Origin of the sequence: Rhodococcus sp. ACPA4, assembly GCF_002300185.1 — a bacterium.
In the GTDB taxonomy this organism is placed as follows: Bacteria; Actinomycetota; Actinomycetes; order Mycobacteriales; family Mycobacteriaceae; genus Rhodococcus_F; species Rhodococcus_F globerula.
Map to the genome: position 1 here is coordinate 5030690 of NZ_NSDY01000001.1, position 16121 is coordinate 5046810.

Below are 16121 nucleotides of genomic sequence, written 5' to 3' on the forward strand. Positions count from 1 at the left end.
GCGATGAACAACATGATCGACATTCACACCCACTACGTACCCAACGGGTGGCCTGATCTCACGGCTGATGCCGGCCCGGACGCGCCGTGGCTGAAAGTGGAGTCGGAAACCGAAGCCATGATCATGATGGGCACCAAGGAGTTCCGACGGATCCAGTCCGACGCCTGGGACGCCGAGGTGCGCCTGCGTGACATGGATGCCGACGGTATCCATACCCAGGTCGTCTCGCCGACTCCGGCATTCTTCAACTACGGCCGAACAGGCGAGCAGGCCAGTCGTATCTCTCGGATTTTCAACGACCTGGCGCTCGAGATCGTCGAACCGGCAAAAGATCGTCTCATCCCGTTCTGTCAGGTTCCGTTGCAGGACACCGATGCTGCGTGCCGCGAACTCGAACGATGCATCGCCAACGGGCACCGAGGCGTCGAGATCGGCAATCACGTCGGCGACCTCGATCTCGACAGCGAAGGAGTCGTGACATTCCTGCAGCACTGCGCGTCACTGGATGTTCCGGTCTTCGTGCACCCGTGGGACATGGCGTCCTCGCCGCGCCTGGATCGGTGGATGGCGCAGTGGCTCACCGCAATGCCCGCAGAAACGCATCTGTCGATACTCGCGCTGATTCTCGGCGGCGTGTTCGACAAGATCGACGACCGACTCAAGATCGGATTTGCCCACGGCGGCGGATCTTTTGCATTCTGGCTCGGCCGGATGGAAAACGCCTGGCACGGTCGCAACGACATCATCGGTACATCGGAATTCCCGCCGTCGCACTATCTGGGCCGGTTCTACGTGGATTCTGTCGTCTTCGACGAACGTGCACTGCGACTACTGGTGGACACCGTGGGCGTTGACCGGGTGATGGTGGGAAGCGATTACCCGTATCCCCTCGGCGAGCGACCGGTAGGTGAGGTGGTGCGCAAGAGTGAGTTCTTGGACGAGACTGCACGCCAACTGATCTCGCGGGGAAATGCGGAACGCTTCTTGGGGATCGGCTGATCCTTCAGCTATACCATTTCCGGTATGCCGCACGGTGATTTCGGCATTTGTGAGTCATGTCTCTAATGAGCATAATTCAGACAACCTTTGAAACATGCTCGGCAAAAACAGATTTCACCGTACCGTACTGCCACTCATCCAATCGATAGGTATCCGCGATGACCACAAGCGTAACCAGTGACGGAAAGCCGTTGCCGGAGAAAGCTGCCCGCAGCCGGGTTGCCATGGCAACCCTCGCCGGCACAACCCTCGAATGGTACGACTTCTTTCTTTACGGAACAGCCGCAGCGCTGATCTTCAACAAGCAGTTCTTCCCGAGTCTGAGTCCGACCGCCGGCACCCTCGCAGCCTTCAGCACCTTTGCGGTCGGGTTCATCGCCAGGCCCGTCGGCGGCTTGGTGTTCGGGCACTTCGGTGACCGGATCGGTCGCAAGGCGACGCTTGTGGTGTCTCTGGTGATGATGGGAGTCGGGTCCACACTGATCGGACTCATTCCGAATTACGATTCCATCGGTTTCTGGGCGCCGGTACTTCTGGTGGCGATGAGAGTTGTCCAGGGCATCGGCCTCGGCGGTGAGGGCGCCGGTGCCACGCTGATGTCGATGGAGCACGCGCCAGCCGGGCAGAAGAACCTGTATGCGGGTTTCCCGCAGATGGGCACCCCAGCCGGACTTGTTCTGGCCAATGGCATCTTCCTGACCACCAGTGCATTGATGTCGGACTCGGCCTTCCAATCGTGGGGTTGGCGCATACCGTTCCTGCTCAGCTTCGTTCTGGTGGCGATCGGTCTGGTGATCCGGTTGCGGGTTACCGAATCGCCCTCGTTTGCCGGGATCATGGAGAAGGGCGAGATAGTCCGGTTCCCGCTGCGTGAGTCGCTCAAGGTCGGGTTCCCCCGGTTGTCACTGACGCTGGCCGCGTGTTTGGCGAACTCCGCCGTGGCATATGCCTTCATGGTGTTCACTCTGTCGTACGGAACTCAACATCTGGGCTACGACAAACAATTCCTGGTGCTCAGTGTCACCGCGGCAGCGGTCCTGTGGTTCCTTTCCATCCCGATCTGGACCAAGGTGGCCGACAAGTACGGTCGACGGCACATGTTCATCGGAGGATCCGCCGCAATCCTGTTGTGGTGCATCGCGTTCTTCCCGCTGCTGAACACCGAGAACAAGGTCGTTGCAGTTGTGGCGTTCCTGGGAATGGGACTGATCATTCCGGTGACTCATTGTGTCCAGGGAAGCATCATTGCCGACACGTTCCCGGCCAAGGTTCGATACTCGGGTTCGTCGTTGATTCTGCAGAGTGGTGCAATTCTGGGCGGCGGATTGGCTCCGATGATTGCGACGGCTCTGCTGGACGCCACGGGATCATCTGTGGGCGTGACGTGGTACCTGGCGTCGATCTGCTCGATCAGTCTGGTTGGCGCGATAGCGCTGTTCAAGGTGGTGCCCGACTCATCGCGGGGATTGCAGCACGAAGAGCAGCGGGTGGCAGAAAACGCCTGACGTGTAACGATATTCGAAAGCCCGCTCCCGCTCCGGGAGCGGGCTTTCGAACGTTTACTGGTTCATGAGTTCTTCCGCGAAACTGCGCAACGACGCGATAAGTGCCTGTGCCGACGGACTGGACGTCCTCGTCGCCGACGACGTGAGACCGACGCTGTGACCGATGGGATCCAGGGTGATCGGGAGTGTGGTCAAGCGGGTGTCGTCGCGATGAATCAGACTCGGAAGGACAGCGATCATGTCGGTTTCCAGCAAGAGCTGTCGCACCGTGAGGAAAGACGTTGCCTCTACCCGGTTCTCGGGTAAGGGGAGACCGTTCCTGGCGAAGAACTCCTCGAGTTCGCGTCGGAGCACCGTTTCGACACCGGGCAGGATCCAGGGGAACTCGCGGAGTTCATCGAGCTGCACCTCGTCACGGTTGGTCAGTGGATGATCCACGCGGGTAACAAGTTCAACTGACTCGGCGTAGAGATTGCGTCTGACGGCGCGGTCGTCTGTCGGTGCTGTGAGTCGGCCGACGATGAGGTCGATACGACCCGCCTCCAAGTCGGTGAGTAACTGCTCCGGAGTGCCTTCGCGGACGATCACGGTCAGTAGCGGATGCTGAACCTTCAGCCGCGCAATGGCGCCGGGCAGCAAGACGTTGGAACCGGCGAGATGTGTTCCCACGATGACGGTTCCGCGGTGTGCGTCGGCCAATTCGACGACGTGTCGGCCCGCTTCGGTGAGCTGAGCGATGACCGCCCGAGCGTGGGTGGTGAAGGCCTCGCCGAATATTGTCGGGGTGATGCCGCGTGGGCCGCGATCGAACAGGGAGACGCCGAGGATGGACTCGATGTCGTGGAGGCTGCGGGTTGCCACAGGTTGTGTGATGTGCAGTGCGGCAGCGGCGCCGACCACGCTGCCCTGACGGCTCAGGGCGTCGACCAGGAGCAGGTGGCGAAGTTTGAGTCGCCCGTCGAGGAGCTTGGGCATGTCCATATCTGCAATCCTAGCGGGGATTGCCGCCCGAAGTTGCTCAGGTGAAGGTGATTCCGATCGGTTCGTCGGGCGAGAACTTCTTCCAGGTGTTCTCGTTGTCCGGACTTCCGTTATGTGCAAACGAAGTCCAGAGCGTGCGGATGCGTCTACCCATTTCGTCGACGGTGGTCCAGTCGGCTATGCCCAGCATGGGTGAACCGTGCCAAGACTTTTCGGTGCCGAGGATGAACGGAAGTTCGATGCAATGCGTAGCACCGAAGATGTTCTCGGGAGGTGTCCAGTCGAATCGGTAGGTGTAGACCGAGGTACCCGCCTGAGTGAAGGTATCGGCCAGTTCTGCGACCGTCTCGGCAAACATGTTCTGCGTCAACGTGGTTTCGTCGGCCATGGAGCCGCCGGGGAGCCCGCGAACGAAGGCAGATCCCTCGTCGTGGGTATATCCGATGACAACCTCTGTCACGCCACTGTCGGCGCTTCGGGTAAGTGGTGCAACGTCGGATATCGGGGCAAAGGGTGGCTGAACAACATTTTCAGACCGTCTGCCGAACTCGACGGCTGTGGCGCGGAAGGCGTCCAGGATTAGGGGGAGGGGAGCGGTATTCGGATCGCCGTCGAGCAGTCGGGCAAAGGTCTCGCCGTTCTCGATCGCAGCGGTCCTGGTTAAGTTGAGGTCCAGCCGCGGGGTGCTTTGCAGAATTGCCCGGTGGAACAAAGGCCGAGAGTTATTACTGTTCAACAGGTTCACGATGGAATGAGCGCCGGCGGACTGGCCGAACACGGTGATCGAATTGGGATCACCACCGAATCCCGCGATGTTCTCGCGTACCCACTCGAGGGCCGCGATCTGATCGTGGACGCCGAGGTTGCCCTCGCTGACGCCCTCGAGGAGGAGATAGCCGAGTACGCCTATGCGATAGTTGACCGATACGACCACGACATCGCCTTCGGCCGACAACGCGCCGCCGTCGTACCACGCCAGTGAACCTCCGCCGCTGGAGTATCCACCGCCGTGCAGCCACACCATGACGGGCCGGCTACCGGACAACGAGGGCGTCGTGACTGTGACGGTGAAACTGTCCTCACTCTGCTCAGGCTCGGGGTGCGGCGCCCCCATGACACGCTCGAGTCGCGACGGTGGTTGAGGAAACACGGTGCCTGGCATGGTGGCGTCGAGAATGCCGGTATGAGACGCGGCAGGTTCGGGCCGTTGGAATCTGGCCGCGGTTGCGTAGCGGATCGCGCCGAAATACAACGAACCGTCGCGTCGGATGCCGCGGAACTTCCCCGCAGCAGCGGAAGCGATTATCTCGGACATGCATCCCCTTGGAGTCGTGGCTGTTCCAACGAGCATGCCAGCGCTCGCACGTGACACAAATGCCTATGTGGTTGCGCGCTATACCCGTCGCGCCGAGCGTCGGAAACGACTTCGGCCGCCCCCACCGATGTGGGAGCGGCCGAAAGAGTCGAGACGGTAGAACTAGCGTGCGCGACGCGCGAGACGCTCGGAATCCGAAATCAGGACGCTCTTGCCTTCGAGGCGCAGCCATCCGCGATGAGCGAAGTCGGCCAGAGCCTTGTTGACGGTCTCACGGGAAGCGCCGACCAGCTGGGCGATCTCTTCCTGGGTGAGGTCGTGAGTGACGCGCAGCGCGCCACCTTCCTGGGTGCCGAAGCGCTGTGCGAGCTGCAGCAGTGCCTTGGCGACACGGCCGGGAACGTCCGTGAAGATCAGGTCGGCGAGCGTGTTGTTGGTACGACGCAGGCGACGTGCGAGAACGCGGAGCAGCTGCTCGGCGATTTCGGGGCGCTGCTGGATCCAAGCCTTGAGAGCGTCGCGGTCCATGCTCACGGCACGAACCTCGGTGACGGTGGTGGCCGTCGAGGTGCGGGGACCCGGGTCGAAGATGGACAGTTCGCCGAACATGTCGGACGGACCCATGATCGTCAGCAGGTTCTCGCGACCGTCAGGTGAGCGTCGACCGATCTTCACCTTGCCGGACACGATGATGTACAGGCGGTCACCGGGTTCACCCTCGTTGAAGATGACATGTCCACGGGGGAAGTCGACGGGTTGCAGCTGCTTGGTCAGCGCCGCTACCGCTGAGGGCTCGACTCCTTGGAAGATGCCGGCTCTTGCCAGGACGTCGTCCACGTGCGCTCCTTGTTGGGATTTGTTCGTTTGTGGTGTCATTTTTTGCGCTATCTAACTTTGTACCCGGTTGTGCTTGGTTTGTACGCACGAACCGCCCAGACGCAGGCCTTCACTCGTGCGAGCGAGACGCTGCGTCAGACACAGTCCGTGTTGAATACAACAGGTACGGCATCGAAGTCTACGTCCCACGCGCTCGGCACGAGTGATTGATGCCACGAAAGCGTCGAAATTATCCTGATGGCGAATAAAATTGACTACCTTGTATGCCTCTTCGATCGCCTTAGCGAGTGGGCAGTTCTTCTGCGCCCGATTGCCGCGGAGCGATGGCCGGTCGACCCTTCCGGCGCAGGTGGAAGCGGGCAAACGCATGCGGGAACCCATCGGTCGCCAGCGACGCGACGTCGTCGGGACCAGCCTGGTCGAGGAACTCCGCCACCTCGTTCTCCCTGACCGAGAGTCGACGCAGTCTCCGTTCGACCCGTTCCATGGCCAGCGCGAAAAGCATCAACAGCACTGGGAAGAGAATCACGGCGAGTCCTTGCATAGAGGAGAGTAAACACGGCCAACATCTCGGAATCGACACGACCAAATGTCATGTCGGGGAGTATCCGTACAGTTGTCTGAGTGCAGACCACCCCGACCGAGCGCTCAGCGACCCGCCGGTCTGCCGGCGCTCGCGACGAGGAATCCCATCTCGCGCTGGTCCGTCGCGCGCGTCGGATGAACCGGAAACTAGCCGTTGCCTTCCCACATGTGTACTGCGAACTGGACTTCACGACGCCCCTCGAGCTGACGGTGGCGACCATTCTGTCGGCACAGTGCACCGACGTCCGCGTCAATATGGTCACCCCGGCGTTGTTCGCCCGTTATCCCGACGCCAAGGCTTACGCCGAAGCCGACCGGACCGAGCTCGAGGAGTACATCCGGTCAACGGGCTTCTACCGGAACAAGGCCAACTCGCTGATCGGATTGGGTCAGGCGCTGCTCGAGCGTTACGACGGCGAAGTGCCGAACAAACTTGCAGACCTCGTGACGTTGCCGGGAGTCGGTCGCAAGACAGCCAACGTGGTTCTGGGAAATGCGTTCGACGTCCCGGGAATCACCGTCGACACCCACTTCGGGCGTTTGGTGCGTCGGTGGAAGTGGACGGAGGAAGAAGATGCCGTCAAGGTCGAACATGCTGTCGGGGCTTTGATCGAACGTAAGGAATGGACCCTGCTGTCACATCGTGTGATCTTCCACGGACGACGCGTCTGTCACGCGCGTAAGCCGGCGTGCGGAGTGTGCGTTCTGGCCAAGGACTGCCCGTCCTACGGCCTTGGTCCTACCGACAAAATTGAAGCTGCTGCGCTGGTGAAGGGCCCGGAGACGGAGCATCTGCTCGCTCTGGCCGGGTTGTGACCCAGATGTCCAATGCTGCTCGGTGGTCCCTTGTTGTGCTTGCGGTTGTTGTTGCGCTCGCTGTTGCGATCTGGCCGCGAGGGGGAGATGACACCCCGGTTTCGGCTGGCGGTTCCTCGACGTCCGCCTATCGGCCGCCGACGTTCACCCCGTCGTCCGAATCGCTCGATCAGCTTCGTGGGCAAGCGGGACTGACAGCGTGCCCGACGCCTACCGCCGAAGCTCCGGCCGGCGCCGCACTCGCTGGGATCACGCTCGACTGTGTTGCAGACGGAAGCTCGGTCGATCTTGCTGCCGCGCTGGGAGGTAAGCCCGCGCTGCTGAATTTGTGGGCGTACTGGTGCGCGCCATGCGCCGAAGAACTGCCGCATTTGCAGGAATTTGCGGATCGCGCGGGGGACAGTATCACTGTGCTGACCGTGCATTCCGATCCGAACCAGGAAAACGCTTTGACCCGACTGATCGACTATTCCGTTCGACTACCCGGAGTTCAGGACGGTTCGAGCAAGGTGCAGATTGCCGTCGGCGCGCCACCTGTGCTGCCGGTCTCTGTGCTCATTCGTCCCGATGGAACCGTCGCGAAGGTGTTGCCTCAACCGTTCCGCAGTGCGGATGAGATAGCTGCCGCCACGGCGCAGTATTTGGGAGTTGTCGTATGAGCTCATCCGTTCCCGAATGGTTACGTGCTGTAGCCAGCACCCAACCCACTGATCCACATCGACTCAACCCCGTGCTCGACCGTCGCCCGCCGCGCGGGACGACCACCAGGCCCGCCGCGGTGCTCGTCCTCTTCGGAGGATCCCGAGAGGCTGATCCCATGTGCCTCGGTGGGATGCCGGACGACGCTGACGTACTACTGACACAACGCGCGTCGACTATGCGCCAGCACAGTGGACAGGTCGCTTTTCCCGGCGGTGCCGCCGACGACGGTGACGACGGTCCGATCGGCACAGCGCTGCGCGAGGCGCAGGAAGAAACAGGTCTCGACCCGCGCGGGGTGCTCCCGCTGGCGACGTTGCCCGAAATATTCATTCCGCCGTCCGGATTCGACGTGACCCCGGTGATCGCTTATTGGGAAGACCCTGTCTCGGTGGGCATCCAGGATTCCGGCGAGGTCGGCCGTGTCGCGCGGGTTCCGCTGCGCACTCTGCTCGACCCCGACAACCGCTTCCAGGTGCGTCACCAGGCCGGATACCAAGGTCCGGCGTTTTTGGCCGACGGCATGCTCGTGTGGGGCTTCACCGCCGGAATACTGGCGGGACTCTTCGAGGTGTCCGGTTGGGAAATCCCCTGGGATCATCACGACGTGCGTGATCTGGACACAGCGCTCGCAGAACTGGGCGAAGACATCGAAGATTCGGCGGTTCCCCGATGACAGGTTCGCGGTGGGTCGATCTTGCGATCGTGGTGGTGGCTCTCATCGCCGCGACATCGGGATGGCGTCAGGGCGCGGTGGCGTCGGCGTTGGCCTTTGTCGGTGTGATTCTGGGTGCTGTCGCCGGAATTCTGCTGGCACCGCATGTTCTGGTGCATGTGACCGAGGGCAAGCTGCGCATCCTCGCCGGTATCTCACTGATCGTCGTGTTGGTGATCATCGGCGAAGTTGCCGGCATGGTTCTGGGCCGAGCCGCGCGCAGCGGTATGCATTCTCCGGCCGCAAGATCAGTGGACAGCGTGATCGGTGCAGGGCTTCAAGCAGTTGCCGTGGTGGTTGCCGCGTGGCTTTTGGCAATTCCGCTGACGTCGTCGTCTCAGCCCAACGTCGCAGCAGCAGTCCGAGGGTCGAACGTGTTGGCCGGTGTCGACGACCTCGCGCCGCAATGGTTGCGGCAGATTCCGACGGAATTCTCGGCGCTGCTCGACACCTCGGGATTGCCCGATGTCATCGGTCCGTTCGGCCGCACACCCATCACGGAAGTGGAAGCGCCGGACGCGAGTGTTCTGGCGAGCCCGCTGGCCGCGCAGTTGCGTCCGAGCGTTCTGCGCATCAACGGCGTCGCGCCGAGTTGCCAGCGCGCGCTCGAAGGTTCCGGGTTCATCGTCGCGCCTGAGCGTGTCATGACCAACGCACACGTCGTGGCGGGTACCGAGAGCATCACCGTCGACACGATGCAAGGTGCACTACCCGCCCAGGTTGTGCTCTTCGACTCGGCCGTCGACATCGCGATCCTCGCGGTGCCCGGACTCGAGGCGCCGGTTCTGCCGTTTGCCGCTCAGCCCGCTCAAACGGGGGACAACGCACTGGTGCTCGGATATCCGGGTGGAGGTCCGTACACGGCCAGCGCGGCTCGTGTTCGCGAAATCCTGAACCTCAACGGTCCTGACATCTACAAAGCCGGCACCACACAGCGTGAGGTGTACACCGTTCGTGGATCGATTCGACAGGGCAATTCCGGTGGGCCCATGGTCAACGATCAGGGTGAGGTGCTCGGTGTCGTGTTCGGTGCCGCCATCGACGACACCGACACCGGGTTCGTCCTCACTGCCAATGAGGTGTCGCGCCAACTCGCCATGGCGGAAAGCGCGTCGACGCCGGTCTCCACCGGCGTCTGCATCCTCTGAGTAGCTAGTCGGCTGCCAGGAAGTCCCGGAGCGCGTCGTTGACGCGCTGTGGGGCTTCCCAATGGGCGTAATGACCGACTCCGGAGACGGGGTGCAACTGTTCGCCGGGCGCCCAACGCCGACCGCGTCGTATTGTCCGCGTGAGAATGTACGGGTCGAGTTCGCCGTGTATCTGCAGGATCGGAATGTGCAGTGTCTGATCCATCAGACGCATGAACCGGCGCCCCTCGGTGCGAAGCTGACTTCGGAACGCCCACCGCTGGTACTCCAGCGTCGAATGAGCGACCCCCGGAATGCGGATCGCTGAACGTAACTTGGAGACAACGTCACCGAACTCGGCCTGCTCGGGCCACGCAGGACCCGAGCGGGAGCGCACCAGACGCTCCACCTCGGCGCCGTTGTCGGCAATCAGCTTCCGTTCCGGGCGGAACGGAAGCTGATTCGCCAGGAACGACGGGAAGAGTGCCTTGCGCTGATAGCGGTCGCGGAGGACTGATTGTTTGAGTGCGTGCGGATGCGGCGACGACACCAGAGCGATCGACCGCACCAGTCGCGGGTGCAGGATCGCGGTTGCCCAGCACACCAGGCCGCCGTCGGCGTGACCGATCAGCGTGGCCTTGCCGTATCCCATCGCCCGGATCAGTCCGGCCACGTCGCCGGCCAGCGTCCAACCGTCGTATCCGCGGGGCGGTTTGTCGGAGTCACCGTAGCCGCGTAGATCAATGGCAACCACTCGGAAACCCTGCGTGGACAGTGCCGTCAACTGGTGGCGCCATGACCACCAGATGTCGGCAAAACCGTGCAGGAGAACCACCAACGGAGCATCCGGATCAGCGTCGCCGACCTCGACGACGTGAAACCGGATGCCGTTGGCATGAATGTCCCGGTGAATCCAGGGGCCGTCGAATCTGACGGTGGATGGATCTGGGGCTGACACAGCTGCTTCGTTACCTGCGCGCGTTGAAGTCGACCGACGGCTTTGTGTCGTCGTGGCTGCCGGGAATGACGCTCTTCGCGGCTCTGAGCGATTCGATTGTCTTCTCGGGAGCCCGCAACTTGCGTACCCGCAGATAACCGAGAAGTGCGAGTACTGCGGTGGTCAGCACCATGATCAGGAACACGATCAGGAAAGCGGCCCAACGCTCGAGCCACACGCTGAGCAATTCCGCCAGGAAAAAGAAGAAGAAGAATGAACTGAACAGCAGAACAGTGAAGGCCAGAATGAAGAAGACGCTGCCCTGCAGCCCCTTCTTGACCTCACCGGTGACTTCGGCCTTGGCAAGCTCGACTTCGGCACGCACCAGTGTCGAAACCTGAGCCGTCGCATCCCTGACCAGTGCGCCGATCGAGGCTTCAGCCGGTGTTCGGGCGTCTACGTCGGTGAGAGGAATGGACGACACCGTGTTCGGCACCCCATCTCCGGTGAAGCGTTGGCTCTCTCCGTTGGTCACGCTCACTTGTCGACCTCTCCAGGTAGTTCTCTCGCGTCTGTGGCTATGGCATTGGCTTCAGCTCGCGCCGCATGAACCCGTCCACGTCGCCACAGCAGCGCTGATCCGATCAGCGACGCTATCAACGATGTCACGAGAACTGCGGCCTTCGCTATTTCGGCCTCGCTGCCATCGCCGACCCCGTCCAGTGCGAGGTCTGCTACAAGCAGGCTAACGGTGAACCCGATGCCGCCGAGCACTGAGAGGGCAAACATGTCTCTGCGTTCGAGTGTCTTGGGCTTCGTGGCTATGCCCAATTTGATCGCGAGCAGGGAAATTCCGAAGATTCCCACAGTTTTTCCGACGAGGAGGCCGACAAAGACGGATTGCCCGACGGGGTCGGTGAAGATGTCGCCGAGTACCTCGGCGTTGATGGGAACGCCGGACGCGAACAGTGCGAACACCGGAACGCAGAAGCCGGCGGAGTACGGCTGGATGCGATGTTCGAGTCGGGTGCCGGGGGCGTATTCCTCGTCCTTGTCGCGGACAACTCGGGTGAGCAGGCCGAGCGCGACGCCGGCGAGAGTGGCGTGGATACCGGCCTCGTGCATCGAGTACCAGGTGAGCAGGGCAAGTGGCACGTAGAGGAACGGCGTCGTGATGCGTTTGTGTTGGGCGTAGGCGTACACCGCAAGCGCCGCAGCGGCGGTGAGCAGCCACAACATCGCGATCGACGCGGTAAAGAGCACCGCGATCAAGATGATGGCCAGGAGGTCGTCGACTACCGCAAGACTGAGTAGGAACACGCGGGCGCTGGCCGGTATCCGGGAACCGGTCAGGGCGAGGATGCCGAGGGCAAACGCGATGTCGGTGGCAACGGGGATCGCCCAACCCTTGTCCATCCCCGGAGTGCCGAAGCCGATCGACGCCGCGATGAGCGCGGGAACGAGAACTCCGCCACATGCTGCGATGATCGGAAGCGCTGCAGCTTTGCGATCGGAGAGCTCTCCGACAACCAGTTCGCGCTTGAGCTCGAGGCCGGCCACGAAGAAGAAAATGGCCAGCAGACCGTCCTGCGCCCACGTGCCGAGACTGAGGTTCAGGTGCAGCGCAGACGGTCCGATCTGGAAGTCGCGCAGCGCGATGTAACTGTCGCCGAGTGGTGAGTTCACCCAGATCAGAGCAATGGCAGCGGCGATCAGCAGGATAGAGCCGCCAACGGTTTCGGTGCGTAGGTATCGGGACAGTTCGGAACGCATTGTGGAGATCACGCGGGAGCAACGCCTTTGTTCGGTTTGCAGACATGTGGACGCGACGAATCACGTGCCGACCAGACTTCCCGGCTCACCTTTACGGAATTTTATCGCGGATTCGGTCCAGAACCCGAATTTGCGCGAGAAAACGCGCAGGGTGTTCAATTCCTACTGACTGAGATTCATCCCACCAATTGGGCAATGTTCGTATACCGCAATGTTCGTACAGCTGCAGGAGCATCACGAGTGAGCACGTCACTGAGTAAGAACCCGCCGACGCCGGCGGGCGGCGAAACCGTCGGCGGCGTACCTCGCCGTCGAATCGTTGTCGCGAGCATGATCGGCACGTCGATCGAGTTCTACGATTTCTACATTTACGCAACGGCCGCGGTGTCGGTCTTCCCGCTTCTGTTCTTCCCCAAAGGCAACGACACCACCGCGCTCCTCGCGTCTCTGGCGACATTCGGTCTGGCATTCGTGGCGCGTCCGCTCGGCTCGATTCTGTTCGGTCACTTCGGCGACCGGGTCGGACGTAAAGCGACCCTCGTCGGCTCGCTCCTGACAATGGGCGTCGCAACCTTCCTCATCGGCCTGCTGCCGACCTATTCACAGGTCGGGTTGCTCGCCCCTGCGCTGCTCGCGCTGATGCGCTTCTGTCAGGGCCTCGGCCTCGGTGGTGAATGGTCCGGAGCAGCGCTGCTCGCCACCGAAACCGCGAAGGAAGGCAAACGGGCCTGGGCGGCCATGTGGCCACAGTTGGGCGCACCCATCGGCTTCTTCCTTGCCAATGGACTGTTCCTGACGATCTCGTTGATGATGGACCATGACAGCGCCAACCCGGACCTCGATGGCGCGTTCCTCTCGTGGGGCTGGCGAATTCCGTTCCTGCTCAGCGCAATCATGGTGATGATCGGCCTGTACGTGCGTCTGCGGCTCGAAGAAACGCCGGTGTTCGCGCGCGCCGTCGAGCGCGGCGAGAAGGTCAAGACACCCCTCGCCGAGGTATTCAAGACAAGCTGGCGTCAGCTGATCATCGGCACATTCGTCATGCTCGCCACCTACACGCTGTTCTACCTCATGACCACGTGGGTCCTGAGCTACGGAATCGGCAAAACCGCTGCGGACGGCGGTACGGGAGCGGGCTTCAAGTACACCGATTTCCTTGTCCTGCAGCTCATTGCGGTCGTGTTCTTCGCAGCTGCGGTCCCGGTGTCCGGGTGGCTGGCCGACCGCTACGGTCGACGGATCACGCTGCTCGTCATCACCGCGACAATGATGCTGTTCGGCCTCACATTCGGACTCTTCCTGCACACCGACGGTATGAGTGACGGTCGCATGCTGGCCTTCCTGGTTGTGGGCATGATCCTCATGGGCCTGACCTTCGGACCGATGAGTGCTGTTCTCCCGGAACTGTTCCCGACCAACGTCCGGTACACGGGTTCCGGTATCGCCTACAACACCGCAAGCATCCTCGGTGCGGCAGTAGCGCCGTTCATCGCGGTCTACCTGGTCGACCACTACGGCGTCGGCTGGGTCGGGATCTACCTACTCGTCGCGTCGGCTCTGACGTTTGTTGCATTGCTCGTCATGCGTGAGACGAAGGACGAATCGCTCGATGATGTAGGGGCGTAGGGGGCTCCGCCCCTGTGCGCCTTCCTGGTAGCGGGGACCACCAGAAAGGCTCACAGGGGCCGCAGGCCCTACTTACCGCGTATTGCGTCGAATACCTTGGGGTCGACCAGGGTTGAGGTGTCTCCGAGGTCGCGGCCTTCGGCGACGTCGCGCAGGAGGCGGCGCATGATCTTGCCGGATCGGGTTTTCGGCAGTTCCGGCACGATCGTGATCTGACGGGGCTTGGCGATGGGGCTGATGTCGGTGGAGACCTGAGCCTTCAACTCGGCGATGAGGATGTCGCCCGTGTTTTCGACGCCTTCGCGCAGGATGACGAACGCGACGATGCCCTGTCCGGTGGTCTCGTCCGCGGCTCCGACGACGGCGGCTTCGGCGACGCCGTGATGGTTCACCAGTGCCGATTCCACCTCGGAGGTGGAGATGCGGTGACCGGAGACGTTCATGACGTCGTCGACGCGGCCGAGGACCCAGAGGGCGCCGTCGTCGTCGTACTTGGCGCCGTCACCGGCGAAGTACCAGCCTTCTTCGGCGTAGCGGGACCAGTAGGTGTCGCGGTAACGCTCCATGTCGCCCCAGATGCCGCGGAGCATCGCCGGCCACGGCTCGTCGAGGACGAGGTATCCGTTGCCGCCGGGGCCGAGGGGCTTGGCGTCGTCGTCGACGATCTTCGCGGAGATACCCGGTAGCGGCGCCATCGCGGATCCGGGCTTGGTGGCGGTGATACCGGGCAGCGGGGAGATCATGATCGCGCCGGTCTCGGTCTGCCACCAGGTGTCGACGATGGGAGCCTTGTTGCTGCCGATGACGTCGCGGAACCAGCGCCACGCTTCGGGGTTGATGGGCTCGCCCACAGATCCGAGCAAACGGATCGAAGACAAGTCGTGGGCGTCGGGGATCTCGCGCCCCCACTTCATGAAGGTGCGCACGAGGGTGGGGGCGGTGTAGTAGATGGAGACGCCGTACTTTTCGATGATGTCGAAGTGGCGGTGCTCGTTCGGGGAGTTGGGGGTGCCTTCGTAGACGACCTGGGTGACACCGTTGGAGAGGGGTCCGTAGACGATGTAGGAGTGTCCGGTGACCCAGCCGATGTCGGCGGTGCACCAGTACACGTCCTTGCCTGGCTTGTGATCGAAGACGTTGTGATGGGTGTAGGAGGCTTGGGTGAGGTAGCCGCCGGAAGTGTGGATGATGCCCTTGGGCTTACCGGTGGTGCCGGAGGTGTAGAGGATGAACAGGGGATGTTCGGCGTCGAACGGCTGTGCCTCGTGCTCGGGTGAAGCCTGGGCGACGGTCTCGTGCCACCACAGGTCGCGACCGGGCGTCCACTCGACGTCGATGCCGGTTCGGTTGACTACCAACACGTTCTGTACGGAGTCGGCTCCGGCGACGGATTCGTCGACCGCTGTTTTGATGGGTGCTGCGGCGCCGCGTCGCCACTGACCGTCCACGGTGACAACAAGTTTGGCTTGCGCGTCGTCGATGCGTGAGCGCAGCGCGGTGGCGGAGAATCCGGCGAAGACGACCGAATGGGTCAGGCCGAGGCGGGCGCAGGCGAGCATGGTGACGATCGCTTCGGGGATCATCGGCATGTAGATGGCGACGCGGTCGCCGGCGACGAGGCCGAGGTCGGTGAAAGTGTTTGCGGCGCGGCTGACTTCGGCGAGAAGGTCGTTGTAGGTCAGATCGCGGGAATCGCCCGGTTCGCCTTCGAAGTGAATGGCGACGCGGTCACCGTTGCCGGCGAGGACGTGGCGGTCGACGCAGTTGTAGGCGACATTCAACTGTCCGCCGACGAACCACTTGGCGACGGGGGCGTCGGTCCAGTCGAGGACGTCGGTCCATTTCTGGTGCCAGTGAAGGCGCTCAGCCTGGTTCGCCCAAAAAGCAAGGCGGTCGGTATCTGCGGCAGCCTGCAGTTCCGGTCCCGCGTTGGCGGCCGCAGCGAACTCTGCGCTCGGCGGATATGCCTGGGGGACGTCCGTTTCGGCTGCGCTTGTCATGGCTGACGGCCTTCTTTCCACATTGATCGACACTTTTCTGACTCCGTGTGAGGGTAGTCACAAGCTCGCGCAAACGCACCGTTGCATCACGTTGCAACTCGTTGTCCTGCGACGATCGGTCGAATCGATGCGACGGGTGGTCGCTTCCGACGACGAATGAATGTGTCCGAATTGAATTACCCCCAAATTTTCAACAATGGGTGCGG

15 protein-coding genes are annotated in these 16121 nt (G+C 62.1%); 7 read left to right on the forward strand and 8 right to left on the reverse strand.

The window, feature by feature from the left end; translation table 11 throughout:
* The first annotated feature begins 3 nt into the window (after positions 1 to 3).
* Together CJ178_RS23050 and CJ178_RS23055 are read left to right on the forward strand one after the other, a co-directional pair.
* Positions 4 to 999: an amidohydrolase family protein gene (locus tag CJ178_RS23050; RefSeq protein ID WP_095887755.1), complete on the forward strand. Its 996-nt coding sequence runs from the start codon at positions 4 to 6 to the stop codon at positions 997 to 999.
* Positions 1000 to 1157: 158 nt separating this feature from the next.
* Positions 1158 to 2504 carry an MFS transporter gene (locus tag CJ178_RS23055; RefSeq protein ID WP_033235932.1) on the forward strand — a complete coding sequence of 449 codons (1347 nt, stop codon included), beginning with the start codon at positions 1158 to 1160 and terminating at the stop codon, positions 2502 to 2504.
* A gap of 54 nt (positions 2505 to 2558) precedes the next feature.
* On the opposite strand, the gene CJ178_RS23060 is transcribed toward CJ178_RS23055, so the two are convergent.
* From CJ178_RS23060 to CJ178_RS23075, 4 genes are all read right to left on the reverse strand, one after another.
* On the reverse strand, positions 2559 to 3485 hold the full coding sequence (locus CJ178_RS23060) for a LysR substrate-binding domain-containing protein (protein ID WP_033235933.1): 927 nt from the start codon (positions 3483 to 3485) through the stop codon (positions 2559 to 2561).
* A 37-nt stretch (positions 3486 to 3522) separates the two neighbouring features.
* Positions 3523 to 4800 (reverse strand): carboxylesterase family protein, encoded by a 1278-nt coding sequence (locus CJ178_RS23065; protein WP_095887756.1) that lies wholly within the window; start codon positions 4798 to 4800, stop codon positions 3523 to 3525.
* A 162-nt stretch (positions 4801 to 4962) separates the two neighbouring features.
* Positions 4963 to 5637: a Crp/Fnr family transcriptional regulator gene (locus tag CJ178_RS23070; protein WP_003943506.1), complete on the reverse strand. Its 675-nt coding sequence runs from the start codon at positions 5635 to 5637 to the stop codon at positions 4963 to 4965.
* 280 nt (positions 5638 to 5917) lie between these two features.
* Positions 5918 to 6181 carry a hypothetical protein gene (locus CJ178_RS23075; RefSeq protein WP_033235936.1) on the reverse strand — a complete coding sequence of 88 codons (264 nt, stop codon included), beginning with the start codon at positions 6179 to 6181 and terminating at the stop codon, positions 5918 to 5920.
* A gap of 80 nt (positions 6182 to 6261) precedes the next feature.
* Between CJ178_RS23075 and nth the strand changes: the two genes are divergently transcribed.
* Genes nth through marP form a run of 4 tightly spaced genes read left to right on the forward strand, consistent with a single transcriptional unit; the run spans position 6262 to position 9600 of the window.
* Positions 6262 to 7038 (forward strand): endonuclease III, encoded by a 777-nt coding sequence (gene nth, locus CJ178_RS23080; RefSeq protein ID WP_095887757.1) that lies wholly within the window; start codon positions 6262 to 6264, stop codon positions 7036 to 7038.
* Positions 7039 to 7043: 5 nt separating this feature from the next.
* Positions 7044 to 7697: a TlpA family protein disulfide reductase gene (locus CJ178_RS23085; protein WP_095888111.1), complete on the forward strand. Its 654-nt coding sequence runs from the start codon at positions 7044 to 7046 to the stop codon at positions 7695 to 7697.
* A complete protein-coding gene (locus CJ178_RS23090; RefSeq protein WP_045066561.1) occupies positions 7694 to 8413 on the forward strand; it encodes an NUDIX hydrolase in 720 nt (239 codons plus the stop codon). Before CJ178_RS23085 ends, CJ178_RS23090 begins: the two co-directional genes overlap by 4 nt.
* Positions 8410 to 9600: an acid resistance serine protease MarP gene (marP, locus tag CJ178_RS23095; protein WP_033235939.1), complete on the forward strand. Its 1191-nt coding sequence runs from the start codon at positions 8410 to 8412 to the stop codon at positions 9598 to 9600. Before CJ178_RS23090 ends, marP begins: the two co-directional genes overlap by 4 nt.
* A gap of 4 nt (positions 9601 to 9604) precedes the next feature.
* Here marP and CJ178_RS23100 read toward each other — a convergent pair whose 3' ends face one another.
* The 3 genes from CJ178_RS23100 to nhaA are packed head-to-tail and all read right to left on the reverse strand — an operon-like array spanning position 9605 to position 12289.
* Positions 9605 to 10537, reverse strand: a complete 933-nt coding sequence (locus CJ178_RS23100) for an alpha/beta fold hydrolase (RefSeq protein ID WP_095887758.1) — start codon at positions 10535 to 10537, stop codon at positions 9605 to 9607.
* Positions 10538 to 10547: 10 nt separating this feature from the next.
* Positions 10548 to 11057, reverse strand: coding sequence for a phage holin family protein (locus CJ178_RS23105; RefSeq protein WP_033235941.1), 510 nt, complete (start codon positions 11055 to 11057; stop codon positions 10548 to 10550).
* Positions 11054 to 12289 carry a Na+/H+ antiporter NhaA gene (gene nhaA / locus CJ178_RS23110; protein ID WP_033235942.1) on the reverse strand — a complete coding sequence of 412 codons (1236 nt, stop codon included), beginning with the start codon at positions 12287 to 12289 and terminating at the stop codon, positions 11054 to 11056. Before nhaA ends, CJ178_RS23105 begins: the two co-directional genes overlap by 4 nt.
* 240 nt (positions 12290 to 12529) lie before the next feature.
* Here nhaA and CJ178_RS23115 point away from each other — a divergent pair, with 240 nt between their 5' ends.
* Complete coding sequence (locus tag CJ178_RS23115; RefSeq protein ID WP_033235943.1) at positions 12530 to 13915, forward strand: MFS transporter; 1386 nt, start codon at positions 12530 to 12532, stop codon at positions 13913 to 13915.
* Between the two features lie 68 nt (positions 13916 to 13983).
* Here CJ178_RS23115 and acs read toward each other — a convergent pair whose 3' ends face one another.
* Positions 13984 to 15915, reverse strand: coding sequence for an acetate--CoA ligase (gene acs / locus CJ178_RS23120; RefSeq protein WP_095887759.1), 1932 nt, complete (start codon positions 15913 to 15915; stop codon positions 13984 to 13986).
* Positions 15916 to 16121: the final 206 nt, after the last annotated feature.

Excerpts from the sequence above, each read along its gene's own strand:
- CJ178_RS23050 (WP_095887755.1), top strand. The coding sequence starts at position 4 with ATGAACAACATGATCGACATTCACACCCACTACGTACCCAACGGGTGG.
- CJ178_RS23055 (WP_033235932.1), top strand. The coding sequence starts at position 1,158 with ATGACCACAAGCGTAACCAGTGACGGAAAGCCGTTGCCGGAGAAAGCT.
- CJ178_RS23060 (WP_033235933.1), bottom strand. The coding sequence starts at position 3,485 with ATGGACATGCCCAAGCTCCTCGACGGGCGACTCAAACTTCGCCACCTG.
- CJ178_RS23065 (WP_095887756.1), bottom strand. The coding sequence starts at position 4,800 with ATGTCCGAGATAATCGCTTCCGCTGCTGCGGGGAAGTTCCGCGGCATC.
- CJ178_RS23075 (WP_033235936.1), bottom strand. The coding sequence starts at position 6,181 with ATGCAAGGACTCGCCGTGATTCTCTTCCCAGTGCTGTTGATGCTTTTC.
- CJ178_RS23085 (WP_095888111.1), top strand. The coding sequence starts at position 7,044 with ATGTCCAATGCTGCTCGGTGGTCCCTTGTTGTGCTTGCGGTTGTTGTT.
- CJ178_RS23090 (WP_045066561.1), top strand. The coding sequence starts at position 7,694 with ATGAGCTCATCCGTTCCCGAATGGTTACGTGCTGTAGCCAGCACCCAA.
- marP (WP_033235939.1), top strand. The coding sequence starts at position 8,410 with ATGACAGGTTCGCGGTGGGTCGATCTTGCGATCGTGGTGGTGGCTCTC.
- nhaA (WP_033235942.1), bottom strand. The coding sequence starts at position 12,289 with ATGCGTTCCGAACTGTCCCGATACCTACGCACCGAAACCGTTGGCGGC.
- acs (WP_095887759.1), bottom strand. The coding sequence starts at position 15,915 with ATGACAAGCGCAGCCGAAACGGACGTCCCCCAGGCATATCCGCCGAGC.